Consider the following 25,261-nt stretch of genomic DNA (forward strand, 5'->3'; position numbering starts at 1 on the left):
TCCCTTCTAAATAACAGAGCTGTAGTAATTATTTTAGTTATTAAAACCCTATATTTTTTATTGTCTAATCCAACAGTTTTTGCTTAACGCATTTTTAACCTACGTAAATATCGTTTCAATTTTTGATGTCACTTTCTTTGTTTTTTTAGAAATTTTTGCTCTTTTTAAAATTTAATCGCTAAAAATATTTTACTGCTCATTATTTTTTTAATTTTTTCTATAATCGTTTAAATCGATTTTTGTAAAAACTATTTCTCAATTAATTAAATAAAAATCTAATGGAATTCTTTTAAATAAAAAATCCTTAATTTTCATTCCGAGAGAAAAATTAGGTTGCTTTGGTAGGCAATTTAATCGAATTAAAAATTCCACGCAGACATCTTTTGGTTTTTGTTTAAGAGCGTAATAATTTTTGATATAGGTTTTGAGATACGCATTCTTACAGCGTGAATCTTAGCTAATATACGGAATCCGTTATTAAGAAGCTGTGAAAATAGGGTGTTTTTGAATACTTGAGTTCAATACTGAGATAAGCTCAGCTGTTTTGGCGTAATTTTATAATTTAGGGTGAGGCGATATTTTTAGGGGATTTACAAGTTTAAGAAGATGTTAATGGAATATGTAAACAAAATATTTATCTCGATTAATGATTTTTTGAACGTATAACATTAATAGCGATGTTCCATATTGCAATGGTATTTCTTTGAAGATTATTCGTGGAAATGTGTAATTTGATGAGTTGTTATTTATTGAATAATTCGATTTTGTATCTTGATTTTAATCAAAAATATGAAATTGTTCAGGGTGGTTTAGTTAAGAAAAATTCTACGAAAATGACATTATTTTAATATTAAACAATTTTTAACATTAATTCAGACGCTTATTTACATTTATTAATCTACATAACGCCTGTCTATTTTTGATCCTCTGTTATGCTTTGCGTGGCTTAAAAATAAGAGCCAACTTGCAACGTAAAGGAATATTTTAAAGGATCATGCCATGTTAGCCTCTAAGAAATTAAAAATAAAAGCGCTGGCAGCTGTTGTGTCTATGACATCAACTTTTGCTTTCGCAGCTGAGCCTGTTGACCCAACTAACCCTTCTCTACTACCTGCTCCAGGGGAAGGTCCAAATAACACCGTTAGCATTACCCAAGAAGAAATTGCTTCTGGCGACTTCCCGCTAGACATCATTTCTCAGCAAGGTATGCAAATGTTCTCTACTCCGTTCAATACATACGACGGTTTAGGTGACGGTCCGTTAAACCAAGCAACTAAAGCTACCTTCGGTGGTCGTCCATCATACGTTCAACCAAACGATGATTTGCCTTTCCCATTCCCACGTCGTGCGAACGGTGGCGATTCACAGTCGTGTTTGGAATGTCACGCTGTTGGTAGTGCTGCGGTTATTCCAACTCGCTTCACCGTTGGTGGTGTGGGTGGTGTTTCTAACCACGTATTGGCAACCACTAACTTCGACATCGCTGACGAAGCTGGTAACGGTTTCGCTCGTGTAGACGGTCGTCCAATCAACCCACCTTTCGTATTCGGTTCTGGTGGTCTTGAGTTGGTTGCGATGGAAATGACCAAAGATCTTCAAAAGATCAAAAAGCGTGCGAAGAACAACCCAGGTGTTTTCTTTGACCTTAAAACTCACGGCGTAAGCTTTGGTAAAATTCGTTGGGAAGAGCACGCTGCTACTCCTGAAGCGGTAGCTATCGTTGAAGAACAACGCGATTTGCGTTACGCGCATGCTTGTAACCCAGAAGGTACTAGCCTTGCGATCGGCGATCCAATCTTCGGTGAGCCACACAACATTCCTGATCAGTGGGCAGACACTGAAGACGGTACCGTTCTTCACTTAGACGTTTCTCAAGTAGAAGGTGTTGGTCCAGACTTGATCATCCGTCCATTCGGTCGTAAAGCAACTCGTGTAACGACTCGTGAATTCGACTGTGATGCGATGCATTTCCACCACGGTATCGAAGCTGAAGAAGTATTCGGCGAAGAAGACCACGATGGCGACGGTTACATCAACGAAATCACCATCGGTCAAATGTCTGCATTGGCTATCTTTAACACCACTACTCCACCTCCTTTCGAAATGGAGTTAAGCAGAGAAGCTAAGCAAGGTAAGCGTTTGTTCAAAGACATCGGCTGTGTTGATTGTCACAAGCCAAAACTACAGTCTAAAGACAAAATTCTTTCTTACCACTTCCCAGAATTTATGCCTGGTTTAGAAATCTTCACTCCAGAAACTAAGTTCTATGAAGTTGACATGACTACTCTAGGCTTTGTTGAGAACAACCGTGGTGGTATCACCGTTCCTGCGTTCTCTGACCTTAAAGTTCACTACATGGGTCCACGTTTAGAAGAGAAAGCGTCTGGTGCTTCTGACACTGCAAACGGTAGCTTCATCACTGCACGTCTTTGGGGTGTAGCGGATACTGCTCCTTACTTGCACGATGGCCGCGCTCCAACTTTGCATGAAGCGATTCTTCAGCACGACGGTGAAGCATTCACTCAACGTGAATCTTTCCGTGGCTTGACTAATGAAGACCAAGCTAAAGTGATTGCATTCTTGAAATCACTACGCACTCCAGAAGAAATCTAAGTTTAGATTTACTGATCGGATAGCGAAAAAAACGGGCCTTTAAAGGCCCGTTTTTTTATGCGTTATTATTTAATTCCAATTAAATAATAAATGCCCGGAGTGACTCGGGCGTTGTTGTTTTCTTTTTTTAAATCTGAGTTATTCGCTTAATTCTTTATTGAATGATGGAGAAAGTTTGCGGTTTAAAGGAGATGCTAATTAACGAGGGTTTCTGTCTGTATATCTGTGTTATCAATCGAGAGCGGATATAAGGATAAAGGATTGAGGTTTTATCACATTACACGAAGGCGTGTAATTTTTGAGTTCTGATTGAATCAACAGCCAGTTAATCGTAGGCGCCTAAATATTCATGGTGCGAAAGAATTGAATATTTATTTTGTTTTTGAATAACAAATGAAGCTTCATTTTGTGGGTTAATATCGAATTCTACGCAGAATAAAGACCAGTGGCCGACTGTAATAACAGTAGGTGATTAAAATCGTGAAAAGACGGAAATTGATATTTTCAATGCTCACACTTTGATTAAATCATGGAGGAGTTAATCGGGGATTCCAATAGTGTCAAAATATTCGAACATCTCTCTTAAAACTGCTAGCTGTCTACCGCTTTTGACTGTAGTTAGGATCGTTTGCCATTAAAACTACAATATTGGAGCAGTTATGGGTCTTTTAGTTGAAGGTAAATGGCAAGACAAATGGTATGACACCCAAAAAAGCGGTGGCGCATTTGTTCGCGAACGAGCCGGTTTTCGAAGCTGGATTACGCCCGATGGCGAGCCTGGGCCGACCGGTAGCGGTGGTTTTAAAGCCGAAGCTGGCCGCTATCATTTGTACGTTGCTCTGGCATGTCCTTGGGCAAACCGAGCGTTAATTTTCCGAAAACTAAAACAACTAGAAGATATTATTTCTGTTTCTACCGTTCATCCAGACATGTTAAATGACGGTTGGACTTTTGATCGCCTTGGCTCGGCCCAGGGTGACGACCTGTTTAACTACGATTTTATGCATCAAATATACACCCGTGCTGATCCAACCTACACAGGTCGAGTAACAGTGCCTGTATTGTGGGATAAAAAAACCAACACCATCGTTAATAATGAGTCGGCCGATATTATTCGAATTTTTAACTCGGCGTTTAATCACATTACCGGCAACGAATTGGATTTTTATCCAGCGCAATTGCAAGATTCCATTAATGAATTAAACGGCGTTATTTATGAGACGGTAAATAATGGCGTTTATCGTGCCGGATTTGCGACCACGCAAGAGGCGTACGAAGAAGCGTTTAATGCATTGTTTAAAACGTTAGACGATATTGAAAAACGTTTAGCGAAACACCGTTATTTAACCGGTAGTCAACTTACCGAAGCGGATTGGCGATTATTCACAACGCTGGTTCGTTTCGATTCAGTCTACGTTGGTCATTTTAAATGTAATTTACGTCGAATAGCGGATTATCCGAATATGTCGGGTTATTTGCGCGAGCTTTATCAGTATCCTGGTATTAGCGAGACGGTAGATATGGAACACATTAAACGTCACTATTATTTTAGCCATAAAACAATTAATCCTACAGGTATTGTTCCTGCTGGGCCCGAGCTTAATTTAATGGCTGCTCATCAGCGCGACCATTTGTAGTTCATTAAAGCAGTTCCAGTTCTCGCTATTTTTGATCTCTGATTAATTGCTCAGCGATTTGAACAGAGGCTAGAAATTAACAATACTAATTTCAGTGGCGATACAATTTTAAATATCTAATGTTTTTTGAAGTTGACGGCAAAGATGTGTGTTTGGGAATTCTAATTTCAACGGGATTTTCAATTTAATTCTTGCTCACAAATTCTGGTTTAATTCGAGTGTAATATGCGAAAAGTCGCGAAAGTTGTACCTGCTCAACCCAGCCAAGATGGCGATGGTGTAAAGATTAATCGCAGCATTGGTTCTGGTTATTTACCGCAATTAGATCCCTTCTTGTTGCTCGATGAAATTCGTTCCGACGATGCTGCGGATTATATTGGCGGTTTCCCTCCACATCCCCATCGTGGCTTCGAGACGGTAACCTATATGCTGGAAGGTAAAATGCGTCACAGAGACAGCTGCGGCAACGAAGGTGTGATCGAAACCGGTGGTTTACAGTGGATGACCGCGGGCAAAGGCATTTTGCACTCAGAAATGCCCGAGCAAACCGAGGGTCGATTGTGGGGATTCCAAATTTGGGTAAATCTAAAATCTACTGAAAAAATGCGTGAGCCACGCTACCAAGAGTTCACCTCCGCACAAATTCCCGAGCTTCAGTTATCTGAAAAAAGCGTTGTTCGTGTGCTAGCCGGTGAGGTTGGTGGTGTTATTGGTGTCGCTAAAGATATTGCAACCAATCCGTTTTTATTAGATTTACGGTTAAATGGTGACGATTTTCAGCTCGAATTGCCTGAGCAGCATTCGGCTCTTTTATACGTGTATAAAGGAGAATTTACTATAGAAGGTGTGACAATTAAGGCTGGCAATCTCGCGATATTATCGGTGGGCGACCTTATTAAGTGTACTGGGATTGATAACGCTTCAGGTAACGGTGCACTATTGTTAGCTGCTGCTAAGCTGGAAGAACCTATCGAACGCTATGGGCCTTTTGTGATGAATACTCGCGCCGAATTGCAACAAGCCTTCAACGATTTTCAGCAAGGCGCTTTCGGCAGAATGTAGGTCCCGCTGATTTAACGCTCTTTGACCAAACCTCTTTGACCAAACTTCTGATGAATCACCGAGTTAATCAGGGGTTTGGCGAGCTGCCTTTCTTTGTTGTTAACGCATTTGAAACTTCCTATTTTATGGTTCCTCTTACAGCTGGTTATTCCCAATGGTATCGGCATTGGGTGAGTTAACGTCCTTAATGGCAGCCAGCCAATCGCGGTTCTTCTGAGAATGGCCGCTTCGATTGACTGCTGGCGCTTCTAATTAAAAACACCCTCTTAAAAACATCCTCAGAGATATGAGAAGTATCACCTGTGATCGTGGTTTTGCCTCGGGCTGGTGTGACTGCGCGCCGAGCCTTATAATCGCCAACTTGATTTGAGGAGTGACTATGTCAGACAGAATCGCTACGGTAGCCCGCGATACCCTAGAAACCAAGATTAAGGTCGAGGTAAACCTAGACGGCACAGGTAAAAGTACATTTGATACCGGTGTTCCGTTTTTAGAGCACATGATGGATCAGATAGCCCGTCATGGACTCATCGATTTGTCGGTAAGCTGCGAAGGCGATATTCATATCGATGATCACCACTCAGTGGAGGACATCGGTATTACAATTGGTCAAGCAATAGCGCAAGCGGTAGGCTCTAAAAAAGGTATTCGTCGCTACGGACATGCATATGTTCCTTTGGATGAAGCTCTGTCTAGAGTGGTTATCGATTTCTCCGGGCGGCCTGGCTTAATTCTCAACATTCCTTTTACTCAAAAGCGAGTCGGTAAGTTCGATACCGAGTTGTTTTCCGAGTTCTTCCACGGCTTTGTCAATCATGCCCAAGTAACCATGCACATTGATTGTTTGCGAGGTGACAATGCCCATCACCAGATCGAAACGGTTTTTAAGGCGTTTGGACGAGCATTAAGAATGGCTCTTGAGTTCGACGTTCGCATGGGTGACCGTATGCCATCCACCAAGGGCACTTTATAGTCGACGCGAGTTTATAGCGGTTGCTTCTTTCTTAAATGACAGAGCTCGAAAGGGCTCTGGTTACTGATCTATCGAGGTTTGTATGTCTAACACCATTGCAATTTGCGATTATGGAATGGGTAATTTACATTCAGTTGCAAGTGCCTTGGAACATGTTGATAAGAGCGCAATCGTGCAGATCACCAGTGATCCAGATGTGATCGAAAAAGCCGATCGTATTGTATTTCCGGGTGTTGGCGCGGTGCGTGATTGCATGCATGAGGTTTCTCGTCTGGGTTTTGATGGGTTAGTTGCACGTTGTATTGCCAGTGGCAAGCCAGTGCTGGGTATTTGCGTGGGCATGCAGTTGTTGTTTTCTAATAGTGAAGAGAATGGCGGAACCCGGTGCATGGATTTGATTTCTGGGTCGGTGCGTTACTTCGGTGAAGACTTGCTGGATGAGTCGGGCGATAAATTAAAAGTACCGCACATGGGCTGGAACAATGTTACACAGGCTATAAATCACCCTTTGTGGGAAAACATTGCTTCGGGCGCGCAATTTTATTTTGTACACAGTTATTTTTGTGAGCCTGCCGATGCAAGCTTAACCGCTGGCGTCACTGAGTACGGAAAAAAATTTACTTCAGCAGTTGCGCGCAATAACTTGTTTGCTACGCAATTTCACCCCGAAAAAAGCCACGATAACGGGCTGCAATTACTGTCAAATTTTTGTCGCTGGAACGGTTTTTAATTGATAAACCATCTAACGGCTCTATCTCTTTATTCTTTTGTTGGATTTTCGAGTTTTTAAAAAATCAGATAGTATAAAACTCGAAAATCTATAACAGAATCGTCTTTAAATGCGTATTTTTGGCGGGATTTGTATTTCCTATTCAAATCATTTTTGTGCGAAACTTACTCACGAAATATTTTTTTGTGTGTTTAAAAATTCGTAAAGAGTCATTTTTTGTGTGGCCGAGCTTTTGAATAATCAATAATAAATTGTTTTTAGAATGTTCATTAAGGCGGTTTTTAATGATCAAAAAGTACAAGCAGGGATTATTTCATTGCTAGTTGCACTAAATAAAAAGTCAAAATTGTAAAAAATTAACTATTTTGGCTTTATTCGGTAAAAAGTTTGCACAAGCGCAATTATTTAAAATGCTAATCGCATTATCCTTGCGCGTCCCTAATTGCTTTCAGTCGCGCTTATTAATAACTGAGATTCAAGTATCTTGAATAACCGAGCTGTTCCGGTTGATAAAAATGTTGCGTTGATGAAATGTAAAATGATTTTAGCCTAGGCTATTAGGGTGCATATTAAATCTTTGAATATTAGTAATACGAAAATACTTGTCTTGTAACAGTATGTAATGTTTTTAAATTAAGCATTTTGAGAACATATTGATACAAGGCCGATTTGCGGTGACATTACCGTTTTAAACGCAACAATGAACAGGCCTGTTTTGGGGGATTGATGACAAGCTTGCAAGGCTCATCCAACGTCGATTTATTGGTGTCTCACCTGCACCATAAATTTCAGGAGATGTTGTCCGTATTTGACGGTGATCCTCGCGACTATTTTGTGTTGCTGGATAGTGCCTCTGTATGCCTATCGGGTAATAAACTTTTTACCGATTTACTGATTCGTTGCAACCTTCCAAGAAACAATGTTGGTATTCATCTTCTTATTGAAGAGTTAGATTACGAAGATCATTTGCTTCCCGCAATCGATCAGTGTCTAGATGGTGCTACTGTAAAATCCAATCAATCCATTACTGTTAAAGAAGCGCGTAATAAATTCTTCGATTACAGTTGTTATCCCATTCGTATTGCTGGTGGTGAAGTCGCAGGCGTATTTTTAATATTGCACGATGTTTCTCGCTCTAAGGTAGCCGAGCGCAAACTTCGACAACTCGCTCATCTCGATCCATTAACTCAGCTTCCTAATTTACGATTTATCGATTTTCAGCTGCGTAAAATACAAGCGCAAAGTGCTCGTGATGGCACCGGTTTCAGTGTTGTATTCATCGATTTTGATCGCTTCAAGAAAGTGAATGATGAAAATGGCCATTCGGTCGGCGATCAGGTTCTCATTGAATTTGCCAGACGTCTCCGCTCTAAATTACGCGGTGGTGAATACATCAGCCGTATTGGCGGTGGCGAGTTTTTAGTTGTGATTCGAGAGGCCTTGGACGAATCTCAAAAACAATCATTAACCCGTCGATTGCGTTTAGCGACTCGTGCGCCAATGACCGTTGCTGGCGGTAAAAAGGTTGATATCGATATCAGTATTGGTATTGCGGTTTGGCCAATTGATGGTCACACGTTAGAAGACCTAAAAACCGTCGCCGATATGAGAATGTATGCCGATAAATCCCAGGCTCCTAGCGGATTGAGTTGCCTCACACCAATTGATCCCGCCGACGAAGATTAATTTTTCTCTGTTCTAACTGTCTTTTGTTCCGGTTTTTCTTTTTTTGAGTTGGTTTTACTTTTTCGGTTTAAGTTATCTAAACTCACGGGCCAATTTGTTTGGTTGGCCTACTGAACCTTTCAATGAATCTCTCTTTTTAAAATCCTAAAATTACATCGCCCCGAATTACTCTTTGATATTCAAGGCCTCGGGAGTTCGTGCTGCAATTATTTTGAGTCGGTGTAAAATGCTCCCTTTTCTCAGTTGGAGTTAGTGTCATGGCTTTGGCAAAACGCATTATCCCGTGTTTGGATGTTGATAATGGCCGTGTGGTTAAAGGCGTTAAATTTGTGGATATCCGTGACGCTGGCGATCCGGTAGAAGTGGCTAAGCGCTACAACCGAGAAGGTGCTGACGAAATTACGTTTTTGGATATCACCGCATCTCACGAAGGTCGTGACACTACCTACGCGACCGTCGAAAAAATCGCGGCGGAGGTCTTCATTCCACTAACCGTTGGCGGTGGGGTGAGAACCGTCGCTGATATTCGAAACCTACTTAATTGCGGTGCCGATAAAGTTGGAATCAACTCCGCCGCAGTACAAAACCCCGATTTTGTTAAAGAAGCAGCCGATCGATTTGGCTCACAATGCATTGTGGTGGCCATTGATGCTAAGCGAGTAGACGATATTGATGGTCGCTCTCGCTGGGAAATCTTTACTCACGGTGGTCGTAAACCAACGGGTATCGATGCTCTTGAGTGGTCTGAAAGAATGGTTGCTAACGGCGCCGGAGAAATCCTGCTAACTAGCATGGATAGAGACGGCACTAAAAATGGGTTCGATTTAGAACTGACTCGCAATATGAGTGAGCGGGTTTCTGTACCTTTGATTGCGTCCGGCGGTGTTGGTAATTTGCAGCACTTGGCCGATGGTGTAACTAAAGGAAAAGCAGATGCAGTGTTGGCGGCAAGTATTTTTCACTTTGGTGAGTACACAATCGAAGAGGCCAAGCAGTTTATGGCCAATCAAGGCATTAATATGCGTATTTGAAGGGGTTAATGTATAACCGATTTGAAGTGGTTTGCTGATTTTTTTTGATGGCGCGAGCCGGGTTGCTCGCGCTTGCTGCTAGCTAGGGCTTAAGCTGTTAGCTAAGACTTAGGCTACTTTTGAAGAGTATTGTTGGAGTGTTTCTGCTGAGTGCGGGTCGGCCTGCAAAAACTCCATAAAATCTTGAACGCCACGACAAGCGTCTTCGGCAGAATCAAAAGGGCCTATATCAATACCTTCACGAGTGCGGTAGTAAAAGTACTCGTTCTTTTGAAAAACGCGATCGCTGCGAGAAGGTGTGCCGCCTAGTTCTCCGGTGCGTTGGTTACTCATTGTTAATATCCTCAATTAACCTAATTATTTGAGCAGGTTTATGCGATACCCAAGTTTGGGTGGTATCTGAGCATTACCGTGCTGTTCATTCCATGAAGTCGTTTATTGTAGGGTTTCGTTGTGGCGGAACCCATCTGTCTACAAAATTTCTTTGCACGATGCTGTTAGATGTTACAGTAAAGTGTAGCATAGACATCAAAGTACAAAAAAGAACCATTTAGACTCAGATGTATACGTCTACTTGATGATTGACTTCTAACAACAGATCTATCTATCAAATTTGAGTCTAATAATTGTAATTCTTAATAACAGTTCAATCTATCGCTGTTAATCTCTTTCGAGCGTCGTTGCGACCACAGTTTGCGTCATTGTCAATTCGCTCGGCTTTATCAAGCTCAATTGTGTAGATTCCAACGAGCGAAAAAACTGAGTTAAAACCGCTAAGGTTTCGGGATACGGATGGCCAATACCAATTGCGAATCCTTTATCTTGAGATTTTTTGATCAATTTCTGTAATTGGTCAGTTATAGCTTTTTCATCGCGAGTATTATCTAAAAAGATATCGCGTTTCCAGCTAGGGACACGATAGTTATGTGCCATACGCCAGGCAATACTCTCAGCCGTTGTTCTACTATCCACAAAAAACAAATCTCTGAGCTTCAATTCTTGCATGACCCAATTCATTGCCAGCGCATCACGTGTTAGGGCACTGCCCATGTGGTTGTTTACACCTACAGCTTCTGGCAGCCAGTTTAATTGCGCTCGTAATTGAGTTTTGAGGGCGAGTTTATCCATTCCCAGATGCAATACTGATTTCTCGATCGGTTTGGGGCTATTTGGCGCCATTGGCGAGTGCAATAAAATATCATTGCCGTTGTTTGAGCCGTATCGAGAAATTTGCTGTCCGTGAGGGCTGAATGGCAGTATCGAGAGAGTAATGTTTGGGTTGAGGTCAGCAAACTGAATACCGGTATCTAGGTCGTAGCCTAGGTCGTCGATAATCAAAATTATTTTGGCTTTTTCGGCAAAACTGGAGTGACTTAAAAACAAAGAAACCAATGCAGCAAAATACAAAGCCCGTTTGATGGTTTGCATAAGTAAACTCATAGGCTTTATCACTTATGTTTGAGCATTGGCATTCATCATCTTAAATTTTTAGTGGTTTAAATCTTAACGATTTAGATAACGATGCTTTGGTACGTAACCACCGTTCTAAGAAGAAATCATTGTGTCTATTTCTTCAAGACATAAACACAATGATTGGCAGTGGTTGTTTTAGGCGCGTAGATCTAATTGCGGTGGCGCTTATATAAAACTTAGCTAAAAAAAGCCAGTTTGCAACTGGCTTTGCAGAGACGACTTAAATAGCTTCTTTGGTAGCGGTTTCTGAGGTTTCCGATTCCGGTTTGTTCTGCTTGTTGAAGATGCTCAGGCCTTTCAAAAGGCTAATCGCTTCAAACAGTTGGTTGTCACTTTCGGCAAGACTTGGAGCAGATTTAGATTTTTCTTCCCGAGTCTTTGAATCGCTTACTTCACCGCCATTGGCGTTGTCTAAATGACCTTGTAAATCAGCTTCAGTAAAGATTTGGCTGTTGAAAGCTTTAATCTCTGCGCGCTCAACGGTGATGTCTGGAACAATGCCTTGCGCTTGAATGGAGCGGCCATTTGGCGTGAAGTACAAAGCCGTTGTCAGCTTAATGGCTCGATCATCGGTAATTGGTAAAACGGTCTGCACCGAGCCCTTACCAAAACTGTCGGTACCCATGATGATGGCGCGACCGTGATCTTGCAGCGCACCGGCCACAATTTCAGACGCAGAAGCAGAGCCCGAATTAATTAATACCACTAGCGGAATCCCTTTGATTTCATCACCAGGATTCGCTCGGTATTCAATATCGGCGTTTTCGATGCGGCCTTTGGTATAAACCACTAAGCCTTCTTCTAAAAAGGCATCGGCGACCTGAACCGAAGACTGCAATATGCCGCCGGGGTTATTGCGTAAATCAAGAACGAGTCCTTTTAGCTCTGTATCTTGATCTTTGAGTTTTTTGATTTCTTTCAGAACCTCATCGCCAGTCTTGACTTGGAATTGGGCAATGCGCAGGTAGCCAAACCCTGGTTCTACAATGCTGGATCGAACACTGCGCACGGTCACTGTCGCGCGGGTGAGAGTCACATCGAAGGGTTTGTCCACGCCTTCGCGAACCACTGAAATAATCACATCTGTGCCAATAGGGCCGCGCATAAGCTCAATGGCTTCATCTAACGATAGACCTTTCACGGATTTATCATCGATGGCGATAATTAAATCGCCGGATTGAATACCCGCTTTTGATGCCGGGGTGTCATCGATGGGTGCGATGACCTTTACGAAACCGCGTTCTGTTCCCACTTCAATCCCTAAGCCGCCATACTCGCCGGTTGTATTAACCTGAAGGCTGTCGAATGAAGCGGCGTCTAAATAGTTCGAGTGAGGATCGAGCTCACTTAGCATGCCTTTAATGGCGTATTCGAGCAGTTCTTTGTCGCTGATTTCTTCAACGTAGGCATTGCGAATATGGGTGTAGACGCGTGTGAAGGTGCGCAGATCGTCGAGAGGGAGTTGTGCTTCAGGAGAGTCACTTTCTTCTTGAGACCACCCTGAGGCCGCAAAGGCTAGTAAGGCGATGGGTAGAAAACGAAGATTCATGTAAAGCTCCTGAAAATAAAAAAATAAAAGTACTTCAAGTTGGACGAATTAACGATCATCACCAAAGACAGGTAAGAACCAGCTTCCGATGGTGTATTTTCAAATAACTTTCAAATAACTAGGTCGGATGAATTGTTCTGAAAGGTTCATTCTATTAATAAACTTCGCGTTCAAGCAATCTAGCATATCTTGACTGATTTTCAGTAGGGTCAAGGCGTTACTTAGTGTGTTCTAGCTCGCTAAAGTTGCGTGATTTTACCCACGGCACCACTTTGATGGGTTTTCGGGTTTGCCGTTATGACGAATTTCAAAATAAACACCGCTGGTTGTTTGTCCTCCCGAAGTACCGGCTAGAGCAATGACTTCACCAGAGGAAATCCAGTCACCAACGTCTTTAAACAATGTTTGATTATGGCCGTACAGGCTCAAGTATCCCGACCCGTGATCAACGATCATTAACATTCCAAGGCCTTTAAACCAGTCAGAGAATACCACTCTTCCACCATGAATAGACTTCACCTCACTGCCCTCGCTCGCAGCGATGAGTACTCCGTCCCAAGTCAACCTACCCTGAGCTTTTGAGCTACCAAAGCTATTTTGAATTTTTCCTTTGACTGGCCAGCTTAATTTGCCGGTTTGCTTGGCAAATGGTGTGTGATCGTTGGGCGTAGGAATGGCAGCAATTAAGGTCGCAACTTCGTTTATGAGGCTTTCAAGTTGGTTTTTTTCTTTTAAAAGATTGTTCAGTCTCGTGTCTTGATCGACTAGCTGTTTTTGCAACATGGCTAAGGTTTGTTTGCGTTTCTGTGAGACAAGTTCTAGCGATCGTTTTTGTTCGTTAAGTCGTTGTTGTTGTTGCTCAAATTGTTGAGTTTTAACAGAAATTTCTCGATCAATTGCCTCAAGCGAATCGATAGTACTGCTCAGTTCGGCAATCTTTTCCGATCGTGAGCTCACAATGTATTGATGATATTTAAGCATACGCGCACTCAGCGCACTGTCTTCTTGGTTCAGTAGCGTTTTTAACTGGCTCTGTTGGCCAAGTTTATAGGCTGTCGCAATCTCGTGCGATGCGCTGGTTTGTTGGTTGAGCTTCAAGCCTTGCAGTTTTTGGCGCTGCTCACGGAGCAGCGCTAGTTGCTTTTTTTCTTTGCTAAGCTCCGTTTCGATTTGTTTGGCTTTATCGTTCAGCTCACTGATTTCTTTCTCGTTGGCCTCAAGCTCGTTCTCCAGACTGTTTTTCGAGTTTTTTATGTCCTTCATTTGGGCTTTCAGCGCGTCAATATTGGCTTTCAGCTCTTTCAACTTGGCTTGGTATTCACGCTCGTCCGCAGTTTGGGCGTATGTCGAGCCACTGAAACTTGAGATTGAGAGAAATAGAATGCTAGTTACAATTAAGAGTGTTTTAATCATAGGTTTCCGGATATTTTCGGTTTTAAGCGACGGTCTGTGCAAAATTCAGGTGTTTATTCTAGGCAATTATAAGAGTCAATTCTGCGATCAAAACCTATTGGTGTATACTTGCCCGCCTTTGAATGGGCTAAATCGGGCAGATTGAGCCTCTAGGATTCTCAAATTAACTCGGCTTTGATTTAATTTGAGGGTAGAAATTGCAAATGCGATTTCTAATTTCTCCTTAATTTCAATTACTTATCGTAATAGAAATCGACGACACTTGCTTGTGTCGCTAGAAACTCTAGGTTGATTAGAGTTTCCTCTAGACTGATTACTTGAAACTGAACGCAGGGTTTTTTTGTGGATATATTGACGTTTGCTACCGAACAGTGGCTACTTGTAAGTGTTTTGGCGGCTTTGATCGTGCTTTATTTTTGGAATGAAAAGCGCCGCAGTGGTCGAGGTGTCTCTACCCACGAGGTTACGCGAATGATTAACAACGATAGCGCTGTTTTGATCGATTTGCGTGAGCCAAAAGAATTCAAAGCTGGTCATATCGCCAACGCGATAAATATCCCCTATACAAAAGTGAAAGACAATTTATCTCAAATTGAAGCCCAATCGGATAAGATCGTTATCTTGGTAGATAAATTAGGCACCCACACAGGAAGTGTTGGTCGCGAATTAATGAAAGCAGGTCGTCAAGTTTGTCGGCTCGAAGGCGGAATGGCCGAGTGGCAAAATCAGAAATTACCCGTTGTTAAGTAATTGGGAGGTAGTATGCCGGAAGTAGTCATCTATACCACGCGCTTTTGTCCGTATTGCATTCGTGCAAAGCACCTTTTAAAGCACAAAGGTATCGAGTTCAAAGAAATCGCTGTCGATAACAATCGACACTTGCGTCAAGAAATGACCAAAAAAGCGGGTCGCACCAGTGTTCCTCAAATTTGGATCGGCAAACGTCATATTGGCGGCTGTGACGATCTATATCATTTGGAGTCTACAGGTGAACTTGACGGTGTATTAGCTGAGGCGAGTTGATCGTTTAAAATACGCTTAGGGGGTTGAATTGATGCCTTAGGCCCCCAATGTCATCAAATGTATTTATAATCTAAACCGCTGGACACATGGATTAGATAATTCGCGTGTTCTTTTAATATTTTCACTCAAGACTAAGGCAGTACCATGGCAGAAGAACAAACCGCAGGGCAAGCGAATTCAGAAGGCTCTGAACAAAAAGTACAATTTGCAATCCAGCGAATTTATATTAAAGATCTTTCCTTTGAAGCTCCTCTTGGTGCTCATGCATTCCGTAAACAATGGAAACCATCAATTCATCAAGAATTGAATACTAAGTCGAGCAAAATCGACGAGAATCTTTACGAAGTGGTTCTTACTTTAACCATTACCGTTAAGATCGAAGAAGAAACTGCTTTTCTAGTTGAAGTTCAGCAAGGTGGCGCTTTCACTATTGCAGGCTTAGAAGGTCAGCATTTGGCACATGCACTAAACACCGCATGTCCTCAAATTCTTTTCCCTTATGCTCGCGAAGCAATCGACGGTGTGGTTACCAAAGGCAGTTTCCCTGCATTGATGTTGCCGCCAGTTAACTTCGATGCTTTGTTTGCTCAAGCATTACAACGTGCTCAAGAGCAGGCTCAGGCCAAAGCGGGTGCCGCTGAAGAAGCTCCAACCGTAAACTAATCTTTAAGAATGAGCTTGCGAGCTAGTCTCGTAAGCTTGTTTTCACTTCTTACTCCCGCCAAACCTCTTTAAAACCTTTCTTTTGAACGCTCTCATCTGAGATTCTGTACTCTACCTGATCACTTTTTGGTAAACGATATTGTATAAACGCACTTACGAATAGGAATATTCTCGGAGGGATATGCGTTTGTCAGTGGTAGTTGCGCTAATTACAGCTGCGTTGAGCTGGTACAAAATCGATTTATTGTCTCCAAACCCCGTCGAACACGGCTATGCTCCGGTTGTTTTGGGTATCTCGATAATTGTGTTGCTTGTCGCCCTTGTGTTGCTTGTCGCCCTTGTGGTGCGAGTACCGAGTTTAGGTTCTCGATCTAATGGATATTCTGGACGCTCAAGTGATTCTGAGTCGAGTTGGTCCATTGGTGGTGGCGATGGCGATGGTGGCGACTAGGGCTTACAGGTAAGTGTATGAAGAGTCGCCCCCTCTGATTTAAATATTGTCAACCAGAGAGGGCGAGTTTTGTTAGTCGTCGCCGGAATCGTCGCCGCTGTCGACCATGCCGAGTTCTTTCAGCTTTCGAGTTAGAGTGTTACGACCCCAGCCCAATAAATTGGCGGCGTCTCTCTTGCGTCCGGCCGTGTGTTTTAGCGCGGTCTCAATAAGAGCGCGTTCGAAGATAGGTACCGCTTCCGACAATATATCGCTTTGACCGCGGGCCAAGGCTTGGTCTGCCCAGTGGCGTAAGGCCTTGTTCCAGTCGCCAGATGGTTCAACTTCGTGGGTTTGATCCATCAACTCCGGCGGCAAGTCTTGTACGTGTACTTCTCTGCCTGAGGCCATTACGGTGATCCAGCGACAGGTGTTTTCTAGCTGACGCACGTTGCCGGGCCAAGCAATGTTGCACAGATACTTCTCTGTTTCGGTAAGTAGCACTTTGGGTTCTACACCAAGTTCGGCAGCGGCTTTCTGGAAAAAATGTTTAGCCAGTTTTGGAATGTCTTCGCGACGATCAGAAAGCTTAGGTATGTGTATACGAATAACGTTAAGTCTGTGGAAAAGATCTTCGCGGAAACGATTTTCCGAGACCAGTTCTTCAAGATTTTGGTGGGTTGCGGCAATGATTCGTACATCTACCTTAACCGGTGTGTGACCGCCAACACGATAGAATTCGCCATCGGCCAATACGCGTAATAAACGTGTCTGAGTATCAGATGGCATGTCGCCGATTTCATCTAAAAATAAAGTGCCGCCGTTTGCTTGCTCAAAACGCCCTTGGCGTTGGCCGCCGGCACCGGTGAATGCGCCCTTTTCGTGGCCAAACAACTCCGATTCAATTAAGTCGCGAGGAATTGCCGCCATGTTCAAAGCAATAAATGGTTGGTGGCGGCGAGGGCTGTGCTCGTGCAGTGCTCGGGCAACCAGTTCTTTACCAGTACCCGATTCACCGTTGATAAGTACCGTGATGTTTGATTGCGACAGGCGACCAATAGCGCGAAACACTTCCTGCATAGCAGGAGCTTCACCGATGATATCGCCCTGGTTTTGAGTTTCTCGAGGTGACGCGGCTTCGTCGAAGTGCTGGGTTTGCTCTTCGGCATGAGCGAGTGCTCGGCGAGTTACCGCTAAGGCTTCATCAACATCGAATGGTTTTGGCAGATACTCAAAAGCTCCGCTTTGATAGGCTGCTACGGCGCTGTCTAGATCTGAGTGCGCCGTCATGATGATGATGGGTAGATTTGGGTGTTTGATATGGATATTTTCGAGCATGGCTAGGCCGTCGATGCCAGGCATTCTGATATCGCTCAAGATAGCGTCTGGCAGTTTACCGGCTGCAATGGCGCTCAAGGCGAGGTCACCAGATTCATAGCACGTAGTTTCGATTCCTGCTTGCTGCAAAGACTTCTCTAGCACCCAACGAATTGATTTGTCGTCGTCGATAATCCAGACGTTATTTGGTTTCTGCATGGTGCGCTTCCATTGGTAAGTAAATCGAAAATAGGGTGCGGCCCGGCTGGCTTTCACATTCTACCAAGCCGTTGTGTTGATTAATCAGTTGCTGCGATATAGCAAGTCCAAGCCCAGTGCCTTCGGGACGGCCCGAAATCATGGGATAGAAGATATCGCCGATAATTTCTGGTGGAATACCTGGGCCGTTGTCTTGAACATCAATCCGGCAAACCAGCGGATAGTTTTCTCGGCCGATGGTAAATTGCCGTTGAATTCGGGTGCGAAGGATAATTTCTGGCGCGCGAGTCTCTGACTCCGTAAGGGCTTGCAGTGCGTTACGAATGATGTTCAGCAAGGCCTGAATGAGCAGCTCGCGATCGGCCGGTAAATTGGGAATACTCGGATCGTAGTCTCGTTTTAAGTGCACTTTTCCGCGGCTTTCGGCGGAAATTAACGTTGCGACACGTTCAATGATTTCGTGCACATTTAAATCTTGGAGGTTGGGCAATTGCCGAGGGCCGAGCATTCTATCGACCAGATTTCGTAATCGATCTGCTTCATCGATGATAACGTCGGTGTACTCACTCAGTTCTTCGTTGGGCAGTTCCCGCGCAAGCAGTTGAGCAGCTCCTCTAATCCCTCCAAGAGGGTTTTTAATCTCATGAGCGAGGCCGCGAATTAAATTCTTAGTGGTTTCTTGGGCCGAAACAACGGCTTCTTCACGGCTAATTCTCAGTAAGCGATCCAGTGGTTGAATTTCAATGGTCGCCGCATGTTGATCGGTCAACGCGGTTACCGTGTAATCGATAGTAAGGTCTTGGCCGTTGTGTAAACGCCATTTAGCGCGCCTTTTGGTGTATTGGCTTTGCAGAGCAACGGCTTCTTTGAGCGCTGATAGTGCAGTTTCGGTTTCGGTAAAATAGTTTTGGATTTCTGTGCCCAATACTCGTGCACGAGAAATCTCCATCAAGGCTTCGGCGCTAGGGTTGAGATACAGGATCTTAAGTTCTGCGTCCACCACGGCTACCGCTGTGTTCAGGCTGTCTAGAAGCTGTTTGTAGTTGGTTTCGAGCGTCATGAATGGGAACTGAGTTCAATCAAATGGCAGTTTTAAAGCAAAAATAGAACCAGAAGAGTGCACGCCCTAGATGCAATATTCTCTTCTTTTCTAAGAGGTTATCAAGAGTCAGTGACTTTTAAGTCAATATAGATCTATTTTCGCCCTAATTTGCAACAGTTGGCCGAATCACGTGAATGGTGATGCTCTTTGAGGTTGCAATGACTTTCTTGTCTTGTTTAGCCTGAATTTGAATGTCGTGACTGCCGCGTAGAGGTTCCTTAATGAGAAAGCTGGGCAATTCGGCTGTGTCGGTAGCTGAGCCGTCGACCAGTAAGGTGTAGGTTATGTCGTCCTCTGTAGGAATTGGGTCTATTTCAGCGATAATCGCTACGTCGCGTTGGCCGGGCGGGATGGCCTGATCGTGGATTGGCTCATTGATCTTGAGTGCATACTTAATGGGTTTGGTTTTTTCGTCGGCTTTAAAAAAGCGTGGTGCTGTTTCGGGATTAGGTGATGGTTGAGAGTTTATCTCGGGTAGATCTAGTTTCTTGGAGTTCTCTTTGACCGGGCTGTCTGAATAGGTGACATTGCCGTTTTCATCGACGGTTTTGTAGATGTCCTGTGCAGACAGCGGTTGGGTAACAACTGCAAGAAGTACAGTGAAGATTGCTGCGGATGTTTTTTGATGGCTCATGGTAATGGTTATCCAATAACTAACATCTCTCACCAATAGCAAATACACCAAGTTGCTGTGTATTTGTATCGTTAGACTCGTAGATTAGTGTATTTGACACGCTAAGTTTGTGATCTGTTCGCGGCTTAATTTAAAAATCTCGCAAACAAAAAAGCCCCGGCGTATGCCAGGGCTTTTGAGCGTTTTCTCGAAAACTAAAGCAGTGATTACACGCTGTAGTACATAGAGAATTCGATCGGGTGAGTTGTCATGTTCAACATCTCAACTTCTTCTTTCTTAAGCGAAATGTATGCATCGATCATGTCGTCATCGAATACACCACCTGCTTTTAAGAACTCACGGTCAGCGTCAAGATTAGAAAGTGCTTCTTCTAATGAAGAACATACGGTTGGGTATTCTGCCAACTCTTCTGGAGGAAGATCGTAAAGGTCTTTATCTGCTGAATCTCCAGGGTGAATCTTGTTGATAACACCGTCAAGACCGGCCATCAACAATGCTGCGAACGCCAAGTATGGGTTAGCGGTAGAGTCTGGGAAGCGAGTCTCGATACGACGACCTTTGGTGCTTGCAACGTAAGGAATACGAATAGAAGCAGAGCGGTTACGTGCAGAGTAAGCAAGGATTACTGGAGCTTCGTAGCCTGGAACCAAACGCTTGTAAGAGTTGGTAGAAGCGTTACAGAAAGCGTTCAATGCTTTAGCGTGCTTGATGATACCGCCGATGTAGAAAAGAGCAGTTTCAGAAAGGCCTGCGTAGGTATCGCCAGCGAATTGGTTCACGCCATCTTTAACGAAAGATTGGTGAACGTGCATGCCGCTACCGTTGTCGCCAACAAGTGGCTTAGGCATGAAGGTCGCAGTTTTGCCATAAGCAGCAGCAACGTTGTGTACGGCATACTTAAGGATTTGAACTTCGTCAGCTTTCTTGGTTAGGGTGTTAGCGCCAACGCCGATTTCACACTGACCAGCAGTACCTACTTCGTGGTGGTGAACTTCGATCACCAAGCCCATAGCTTCTGCAGCGTTACACATTGCACCACGGATGTCGTGTAGTGAATCTACTGGAGGAACTGGGAAGTAACCACCTTTAACGCCTGGACGGTGACCCATGTTACCATCGATCATTTCGCGGCCAGATTCCCAAGCGGCTTCTTCAGAGCTGATTTTGTAGAAAGCGCCAGACATGTCTGCGCCCCACTTGATGTCATCAAAGATGAAGAATTCTGGTTCTGGACCAAAGAAAGCGGTGTCACCTAAACCAGTAGACTTCAAGTATTCTTCGGCGCGCATTGCAATAGAGCGTGGGTCACGGTTGTAACCTTCGCCAGTTGAAGGCTCAACGATGTTGCAGCGGATAACAACAGTTGCTTCGTCAGTGAACGGATCAAGGAAGCTAGTGCTATCGTCCGGCATCAAAATCATGTCAGACTCGTTAATGCCTTTCCAGCCGGCGATAGAAGAACCGTCGAACATTTTACCTTCGGTAAAGAAGTCGTCTTTAACTTCAAATGAAGGAATAGTTACGTGTTGTTCTTTACCTTTGGTGTCGGTGAAGCGTAGGTCAACCCACTTAACTTCGTTGTCTTTTATTAAGTTCAGAGTCTGCTCTGACATGTTTCCTCCAAAATGGCTGCGCCAGAATAGGTGTGAAGAGTTCATAGGCTGAATTAGCGCATTTAGCCCAATGCTCGTGGTTGATAAACTGCTCTTGGATGTGCACAAAATCAACCGGCTGGTTATTAGTGCATCATTATGAAGCAATCAATATGCCATAGATTTTATCAAAGCTGAACATTATTAAGATGTCGCAGCCATTGACTTGGCAGATAGAGATAGAAGTTATATCAAACAATATTATGCTTAATTTTGGTGCCGCGGCATCAATGTGGTGCGCTAGAGACTTAAGCATAGTTTCCGAGGCTGCCTATGCTACATGTCATTGGCTTCCGTTGGAATGTGTGTAAATCAATTCATTGCCTTATAATTGTCAAATTCTGATCTTTTTGCATTCGATGCGAGCGGTACATGCATTTCATAGTTAAATTATTCCCCGAAATAACCATAAAAAGCGCCCCGGTGCGCAAACGATTTACTCGCCAGTTGCAAAATAACTTGCGAACACTGATTCGTCGTCACGATGGCGGAGCACGTGTTACCCGAGATTGGGAGAAAATCGATGTCTATTGTGACTCCGACGACGAATCGCTGAATCTTGCTGTGAAGCAAATTTTAGCCTCAACACCCGGTGTTGCGTTTTTTTACGAGGTGTCTGCATTTACTTATCAAACGATGCACGATATCTACGAGCGTACCGCGGAGGTTTGGCTAGATGCTTTGGCTGGCAAGACCTTCTGTGTGCGCGTAAAGCGCAGCGGTAAGCACGATTTCACCTCCATCGATGTGGAGCGATACGTCGGTGGTGGTCTGAATCAATATTCTGAAGCTGCGGGTGTGAGATTAAAAGATCCAGACATCACGGTTAATCTCGAAATTAAAAACGACACTGTGTATGTGGTGCGTGATCGAAAGTCTGGTCTTGGTGGTTTTCCTTTGGGCACGCAAGACCCTGTTTTGTCTTTGATATCCGGCGGTTTCGATTCCACCGTCGCCAGTTACCTAACGATCAAGCGCGGCCTAAAAACCCATTATTGTTTTTTCAATTTGGGTGGCCGTGATCACGAGCTAGGTTGCAAAGAGGTCGCATATTACCTTTGGAATCGTTTCGGAGCCTCGCATCGAGTTAGGTTTGTTACTGTGCCTTTTGAAGAAGTGGTTGGCGAGATTCTAGAAAACGTATCTCAGGGAAATATGGGCGTTATTCTGAAACGCATGATGTTGCGAGCAGCATCTGTTGTTGCCGAGCATCAAGGTATTGAAGCGCTTGTGACCGGAGAGAGTGTCGCGCAGGTTTCGTCTCAAACCTTGGCTAATTTGACCATGATTGATCGGGTCACAGACACCTTGGTGCTGCGTCCTTTAATTACCATGGATAAAGGCGACATTATTAATATTGCTCGTCAGATCGGCGCCGAAGGGTTTGCTGCGAGTATGCCGGAATACTGCGGAGTGATTTCTAAGCGGCCAACGACTCGTGCTCACGCCGACAAGATTAAGGCCGATGAAGAGAATTTTGACTTTGAGGTGCTGGAACGAGCAATAAACAAAGCTAAAGTTGAGTCAATTGACGAGGTTATGAATGTCAGTGATGAAGACTTGCTCGTCGATGAGTTTTCTTATTTACCGACCGATAGTGTGGTCATTGATATTCGTCATCCCGATGAAGTTGAAAAATCGCCGCTTGCGGTGGAGGCTGGGCGCAGTCTCGTGATTCCATTTTATGCGTTGGCCAAAGAGGTTGATCAGTTGCCCAAGGCTCAATATCTACTGTATTGCGATCAGGGCGTTATGAGTCGCCTTCATGCCAGCCACTTGCTGAATTCTGGAGCCGGGAATTTCGGTGTATATCGTCCAAAATCATAAGTGTTAGGCGCGGGTCGCGGCGCTCTTTTGGCGGCGACCTCGCTTAAACAAATTGTATTTGTCGTTTTTATTTGTTTTCAGTTGTTCTTGAAGAAGGTCTTAATTTTCACTGGTTTGTGCCTGTTGGTCTAAACTTTAAACAGAGCCATTTTGCGGAAGTAGCCTTTGGAAAAGTCTGATACTCGTCATAATCATCTGCTTATTACCATACTCATCACTTTGTTGGTGTTTGCTTCGGTAGGCTTTACGACTTTGATTGTGATTGGCGGTCGGGAAAGCGCATCGGAAGGTTACGTCAATGTCACCATGACTGACGCCTATTTATCTTGCAGCCGTCGTTTGCGAGAAGAGGCAGGCGATCAGTTACAGTCCTACAGCATGGATAATCTTTCCACTCGATACGATTCCGAGAGAAAAAAACATCTCATTTTTATTAAAGCCAATTTCAATATGGATAATCGGCAAATTGAAAATGGCTATGTCAGTTGTGAAGTCGCAAGTTCTGGTCGGATTCGAGAGTTTGATATCCGGGTGGATGGCTCGAAGGGGCCAAAAACTCGCTCCGGAGGAAATGCGTTTGGCTTCGACTTTCCCTAGCTTTTTGAGTAAAGATACGATCTAGCTGCTTCTCTGGCGTTCCAGTTGCCGGTAGCTGAGCGCTTCCATGATGTGTTGATTTTCGATGTTGTCACTGTCGGCGAGGTCGGCAATGGTTCTGGCGACTTTCAGTGTTCGATGATATGCGCGAGCCGATAACTGCATTTTTTGAATAGCGTTTTCCAATCGTGTCATTTGTTCGCGCGAAAGAATGCATATGCGTTCCAGTTCTTTATTGCTGAGCTCGGCATTGGGTTTGCCTTGGCGATCAATTTGTCTTGCTCGGGCTTTCACTACACAGGCGCGGGCTTCTTTGCTGCCCATGCCAGAATCTTGCTGATGCAGTTCGCTGGGTTTTAGAGTGCTAACGGCAATCTGCAAATCAATGCGATCCAAAATTGGGCCTGAGATTTTCTGCCGATATTTCCGTACTTGATCTGGAGTGCAACGACATCTTTCACTGTGAAGATACCCACAAGGGCACGGATTCATTGCGGCAATGAGTTGGAAGTTAGCTGGATAGGTAACGCGATGATTGGCGCGAGCAATATTGATTTGGCCAGATTCAAGAGGTTCTCTCAGTACTTCAAGGACCTGGCGCGGGAACTCTGGGAACTCGTCGAGAAATAAAACGCCGAGATGAGCCAAAGAAATTTCGCCGGGCTTTGGATTTGATCCTCCACCAACCATCGCCGCCATTGATGAGCTGTTGTGTGGCGAGCGCAGTGGTGGCTGTTGCCAGAGGTGATGGTTCATTCCTGCAACCGAATACACCGCCGCGACCTTGAGAGCTTCACTACTGGTAAGCGAGGGCATTATTCCCGGTAATCTTTTCGCCAATAGGGTTTTACCCGTTCCCGGAGGACCGAAATACAGCAAGTTGTGCCTTCCGGCTGCTGCGACGAGCAAGGCTCTCTTGGCTTGATGTTGACCTTTCACCTCGGAGAGGTCCAGATGGCTTACTTCAGAGGCGTAACGTTCTGCCTTAGGTTTTGGCCATTGAATTTGCTGTTTTAATAAGGCGCATAAATTGAGGAGGTTATCTACTGCAAAGCAATTCAAGCCTTCAATTAATGCCAGTTCTTGCTCGTTTTTCTGTGATCCGTACAGTGATCGCCCAGCCTCCAGGCAGGTTATTGCGGCGGGGATAATCCCGCGAATCGGGCGTATTTCTCCTGAAAGCGCTAGCTCGCCGTAAAATTCTGCGTCTGCAATGCACTGTGCGGGCAGTTGATCTGAAGCGACTAATATGCCTAGCGCAATAGCAAGATCGTAGCGACCGCCTTCTTTGGGAAGATCTGCTGGGGCAAGATTTATGGTGACTCTTCGTGCCGGAAACTCGAAGTGGCTGTTGAGCAACGCGCTTCGTACGCGCTCTTTGGATTCTTTAACGGCCGTCTCTGGTAATCCAACGATATTCAGGCTGGGTAATCCACTCGAAAGATGAACTTCGACGGTTACCTGTGGTGCATTGACGCCATGTTGGGCGCGGGTCAGGACAACGGCCAGGGACATTTTGGCTTCACTCCATTGAGGCGATTTGTTGATAAATGAGCCCAAATTTAATGGAATTTCGCCGATCTGTCTAAATTAGATGGTGTTTTAAACTTTCGTCTGAATTTATAGAATA

At 44.2% G+C, this 25,261-nt stretch carries 22 protein-coding genes; 13 read left to right on the forward strand and 9 right to left on the reverse strand.

Annotation, left to right across the window (positions count from 1 at the left end):
- Nucleotides 1-999 precede the first annotated feature (999 nt).
- The 7 genes from ACYQ28_RS00175 (at nt 1,000) to hisF (ending at nt 9,732) form a co-directional block, all read left to right on the forward strand.
- Nucleotides 1,000-2,613 (forward strand): di-heme oxidoredictase family protein, encoded by a 1,614-nt coding sequence (locus ACYQ28_RS00175; RefSeq protein ID WP_460047229.1) that lies wholly within the window; start codon nt 1,000-1,002, stop codon nt 2,611-2,613.
- 659 nt (nt 2,614-3,272) lie between these two features.
- Nucleotides 3,273-4,250, forward strand: coding sequence for a glutathione S-transferase family protein (locus tag ACYQ28_RS00180; RefSeq protein WP_460047230.1), 978 nt, complete (start codon nt 3,273-3,275; stop codon nt 4,248-4,250).
- A 225-nt stretch (nt 4,251-4,475) separates the two neighbouring features.
- A complete protein-coding gene (locus tag ACYQ28_RS00185; protein WP_460047231.1) occupies nt 4,476-5,312 on the forward strand; it encodes a pirin family protein in 837 nt (278 codons plus the stop codon).
- A gap of 379 nt (nt 5,313-5,691) precedes the next feature.
- Entirely contained in the window at nt 5,692-6,285 is a 594-nt protein-coding gene (hisB, locus tag ACYQ28_RS00190; protein ID WP_460047232.1) for an imidazoleglycerol-phosphate dehydratase HisB, read from the forward strand.
- Between the two features lie 82 nt (nt 6,286-6,367).
- Nucleotides 6,368-7,015: an imidazole glycerol phosphate synthase subunit HisH gene (hisH, locus tag ACYQ28_RS00195; protein WP_460047233.1), complete on the forward strand. Its 648-nt coding sequence runs from the start codon at nt 6,368-6,370 to the stop codon at nt 7,013-7,015.
- 726 nt (nt 7,016-7,741) lie between these two features.
- Nucleotides 7,742-8,701 (forward strand): GGDEF domain-containing protein, encoded by a 960-nt coding sequence (locus tag ACYQ28_RS00200; RefSeq protein WP_460164681.1) that lies wholly within the window; start codon nt 7,742-7,744, stop codon nt 8,699-8,701.
- Nucleotides 8,702-8,958: 257 nt separating this feature from the next.
- Nucleotides 8,959-9,732 carry an imidazole glycerol phosphate synthase subunit HisF gene (gene hisF / locus ACYQ28_RS00205; RefSeq protein WP_460047235.1) on the forward strand — a complete coding sequence of 258 codons (774 nt, stop codon included), beginning with the start codon at nt 8,959-8,961 and terminating at the stop codon, nt 9,730-9,732.
- Nucleotides 9,733-9,840: 108 nt separating this feature from the next.
- On the opposite strand, the gene ACYQ28_RS00210 is transcribed toward hisF, so the two are convergent.
- The 4 genes from ACYQ28_RS00210 to ACYQ28_RS00225 form a co-directional block, all read right to left on the reverse strand.
- Nucleotides 9,841-10,065: a DUF6316 family protein gene (locus ACYQ28_RS00210; RefSeq protein WP_460047236.1), complete on the reverse strand. Its 225-nt coding sequence runs from the start codon at nt 10,063-10,065 to the stop codon at nt 9,841-9,843.
- A gap of 327 nt (nt 10,066-10,392) precedes the next feature.
- The gene (locus ACYQ28_RS00215) at nt 10,393-11,172 is read right to left on the reverse strand and encodes a divergent polysaccharide deacetylase family protein (protein WP_460100452.1); all 780 of its coding nucleotides are present in this window, start codon (nt 11,170-11,172) and stop codon (nt 10,393-10,395) included.
- A 253-nt stretch (nt 11,173-11,425) separates the two neighbouring features.
- Entirely contained in the window at nt 11,426-12,754 is a 1,329-nt protein-coding gene (locus tag ACYQ28_RS00220) for a S41 family peptidase (protein ID WP_460047238.1), read from the reverse strand.
- A gap of 255 nt (nt 12,755-13,009) precedes the next feature.
- Nucleotides 13,010-14,167 (reverse strand): murein hydrolase activator EnvC family protein, encoded by a 1,158-nt coding sequence (locus tag ACYQ28_RS00225; protein WP_460047239.1) that lies wholly within the window; start codon nt 14,165-14,167, stop codon nt 13,010-13,012.
- Nucleotides 14,168-14,509: 342 nt separating this feature from the next.
- Here ACYQ28_RS00225 and ACYQ28_RS00230 point away from each other — a divergent pair, with 342 nt between their 5' ends.
- The 4 genes from ACYQ28_RS00230 (at nt 14,510) to ACYQ28_RS00245 (ending at nt 16,304) form a co-directional block, all read left to right on the forward strand.
- The gene (locus ACYQ28_RS00230) at nt 14,510-14,917 is read left to right on the forward strand and encodes a rhodanese-like domain-containing protein (protein ID WP_460047240.1); all 408 of its coding nucleotides are present in this window, start codon (nt 14,510-14,512) and stop codon (nt 14,915-14,917) included.
- 12 nt (nt 14,918-14,929) lie between these two features.
- The gene (grxC, locus tag ACYQ28_RS00235; protein ID WP_460047241.1) at nt 14,930-15,190 is read left to right on the forward strand and encodes a glutaredoxin 3; all 261 of its coding nucleotides are present in this window, start codon (nt 14,930-14,932) and stop codon (nt 15,188-15,190) included.
- A 144-nt stretch (nt 15,191-15,334) separates the two neighbouring features.
- A complete protein-coding gene (gene secB, locus ACYQ28_RS00240) occupies nt 15,335-15,853 on the forward strand; it encodes a protein-export chaperone SecB (protein ID WP_460047242.1) in 519 nt (172 codons plus the stop codon).
- 181 nt (nt 15,854-16,034) lie between these two features.
- Nucleotides 16,035-16,304, forward strand: coding sequence for a hypothetical protein (locus ACYQ28_RS00245; protein ID WP_460047243.1), 270 nt, complete (start codon nt 16,035-16,037; stop codon nt 16,302-16,304).
- Nucleotides 16,305-16,376: 72 nt separating this feature from the next.
- On the opposite strand, the gene glnG is transcribed toward ACYQ28_RS00245, so the two are convergent.
- The 4 genes from glnG to glnA form a co-directional block, all read right to left on the reverse strand.
- Nucleotides 16,377-17,819, reverse strand: a complete 1,443-nt coding sequence (gene glnG / locus ACYQ28_RS00250; protein ID WP_460047244.1) for a nitrogen regulation protein NR(I) — start codon at nt 17,817-17,819, stop codon at nt 16,377-16,379.
- On the reverse strand, nt 17,803-18,879 hold the full coding sequence (gene glnL / locus ACYQ28_RS00255; protein WP_460047245.1) for a nitrogen regulation protein NR(II): 1,077 nt from the start codon (nt 18,877-18,879) through the stop codon (nt 17,803-17,805). The genes glnG and glnL overlap by 17 nt, the downstream gene beginning before the upstream one ends.
- Before the next feature lie 145 nt (nt 18,880-19,024).
- On the reverse strand, nt 19,025-19,555 hold the full coding sequence (locus ACYQ28_RS00260) for a DUF4124 domain-containing protein (protein ID WP_460047246.1): 531 nt from the start codon (nt 19,553-19,555) through the stop codon (nt 19,025-19,027).
- 206 nt (nt 19,556-19,761) lie between these two features.
- Nucleotides 19,762-21,168, reverse strand: a complete 1,407-nt coding sequence (gene glnA / locus ACYQ28_RS00265; RefSeq protein WP_460047247.1) for a glutamate--ammonia ligase — start codon at nt 21,166-21,168, stop codon at nt 19,762-19,764.
- A 411-nt stretch (nt 21,169-21,579) separates the two neighbouring features.
- On the opposite strand from glnA, the gene thiI reads away from it, so the two are divergent.
- Together thiI and ACYQ28_RS00275 are read left to right on the forward strand one after the other, a co-directional pair.
- Nucleotides 21,580-23,034, forward strand: coding sequence for a tRNA uracil 4-sulfurtransferase ThiI (gene thiI, locus ACYQ28_RS00270; RefSeq protein WP_460047248.1), 1,455 nt, complete (start codon nt 21,580-21,582; stop codon nt 23,032-23,034).
- A gap of 165 nt (nt 23,035-23,199) precedes the next feature.
- Entirely contained in the window at nt 23,200-23,631 is a 432-nt protein-coding gene (locus ACYQ28_RS00275; protein WP_460047249.1) for a hypothetical protein, read from the forward strand.
- A 21-nt stretch (nt 23,632-23,652) separates the two neighbouring features.
- On the opposite strand, the gene ACYQ28_RS00280 is transcribed toward ACYQ28_RS00275, so the two are convergent.
- Nucleotides 23,653-25,146 (reverse strand): YifB family Mg chelatase-like AAA ATPase, encoded by a 1,494-nt coding sequence (locus tag ACYQ28_RS00280; protein WP_460047250.1) that lies wholly within the window; start codon nt 25,144-25,146, stop codon nt 23,653-23,655.
- Nucleotides 25,147-25,261: the final 115 nt, after the last annotated feature.

It is taken from the genome of Sessilibacter sp. MAH1, assembly GCF_054658315.1.

What these genes read in the sequence shown, in the direction of transcription:
- ACYQ28_RS00175 (WP_460047229.1), top strand. Translation starts at nt 1,000, where the DNA reads ATGTTAGCCTCTAAGAAATTAAAAATAAAAGCGCTGGCAGCTGTTGTG.
- ACYQ28_RS00180 (WP_460047230.1), top strand. Translation starts at nt 3,273, where the DNA reads ATGGGTCTTTTAGTTGAAGGTAAATGGCAAGACAAATGGTATGACACC.
- ACYQ28_RS00185 (WP_460047231.1), top strand. Translation starts at nt 4,476, where the DNA reads ATGCGAAAAGTCGCGAAAGTTGTACCTGCTCAACCCAGCCAAGATGGC.
- hisB (WP_460047232.1), top strand. Translation starts at nt 5,692, where the DNA reads ATGTCAGACAGAATCGCTACGGTAGCCCGCGATACCCTAGAAACCAAG.
- hisH (WP_460047233.1), top strand. Translation starts at nt 6,368, where the DNA reads ATGTCTAACACCATTGCAATTTGCGATTATGGAATGGGTAATTTACAT.
- ACYQ28_RS00200 (WP_460164681.1), top strand. Translation starts at nt 7,742, where the DNA reads ATGACAAGCTTGCAAGGCTCATCCAACGTCGATTTATTGGTGTCTCAC.
- hisF (WP_460047235.1), top strand. Translation starts at nt 8,959, where the DNA reads ATGGCTTTGGCAAAACGCATTATCCCGTGTTTGGATGTTGATAATGGC.
- ACYQ28_RS00210 (WP_460047236.1), bottom strand. Translation starts at nt 10,065, where the DNA reads ATGAGTAACCAACGCACCGGAGAACTAGGCGGCACACCTTCTCGCAGC.
- ACYQ28_RS00215 (WP_460100452.1), bottom strand. Translation starts at nt 11,172, where the DNA reads ATGAGTTTACTTATGCAAACCATCAAACGGGCTTTGTATTTTGCTGCA.
- ACYQ28_RS00220 (WP_460047238.1), bottom strand. Translation starts at nt 12,754, where the DNA reads ATGAATCTTCGTTTTCTACCCATCGCCTTACTAGCCTTTGCGGCCTCA.
- ACYQ28_RS00225 (WP_460047239.1), bottom strand. Translation starts at nt 14,167, where the DNA reads ATGATTAAAACACTCTTAATTGTAACTAGCATTCTATTTCTCTCAATC.
- grxC (WP_460047241.1), top strand. Translation starts at nt 14,930, where the DNA reads ATGCCGGAAGTAGTCATCTATACCACGCGCTTTTGTCCGTATTGCATT.
- secB (WP_460047242.1), top strand. Translation starts at nt 15,335, where the DNA reads ATGGCAGAAGAACAAACCGCAGGGCAAGCGAATTCAGAAGGCTCTGAA.
- ACYQ28_RS00245 (WP_460047243.1), top strand. Translation starts at nt 16,035, where the DNA reads ATGCGTTTGTCAGTGGTAGTTGCGCTAATTACAGCTGCGTTGAGCTGG.
- glnG (WP_460047244.1), bottom strand. Translation starts at nt 17,819, where the DNA reads ATGCAGAAACCAAATAACGTCTGGATTATCGACGACGACAAATCAATT.
- glnL (WP_460047245.1), bottom strand. Translation starts at nt 18,879, where the DNA reads ATGACGCTCGAAACCAACTACAAACAGCTTCTAGACAGCCTGAACACA.
- ACYQ28_RS00260 (WP_460047246.1), bottom strand. Translation starts at nt 19,555, where the DNA reads ATGAGCCATCAAAAAACATCCGCAGCAATCTTCACTGTACTTCTTGCA.
- glnA (WP_460047247.1), bottom strand. Translation starts at nt 21,168, where the DNA reads ATGTCAGAGCAGACTCTGAACTTAATAAAAGACAACGAAGTTAAGTGG.
- thiI (WP_460047248.1), top strand. Translation starts at nt 21,580, where the DNA reads ATGCATTTCATAGTTAAATTATTCCCCGAAATAACCATAAAAAGCGCC.
- ACYQ28_RS00280 (WP_460047250.1), bottom strand. Translation starts at nt 25,146, where the DNA reads ATGTCCCTGGCCGTTGTCCTGACCCGCGCCCAACATGGCGTCAATGCA.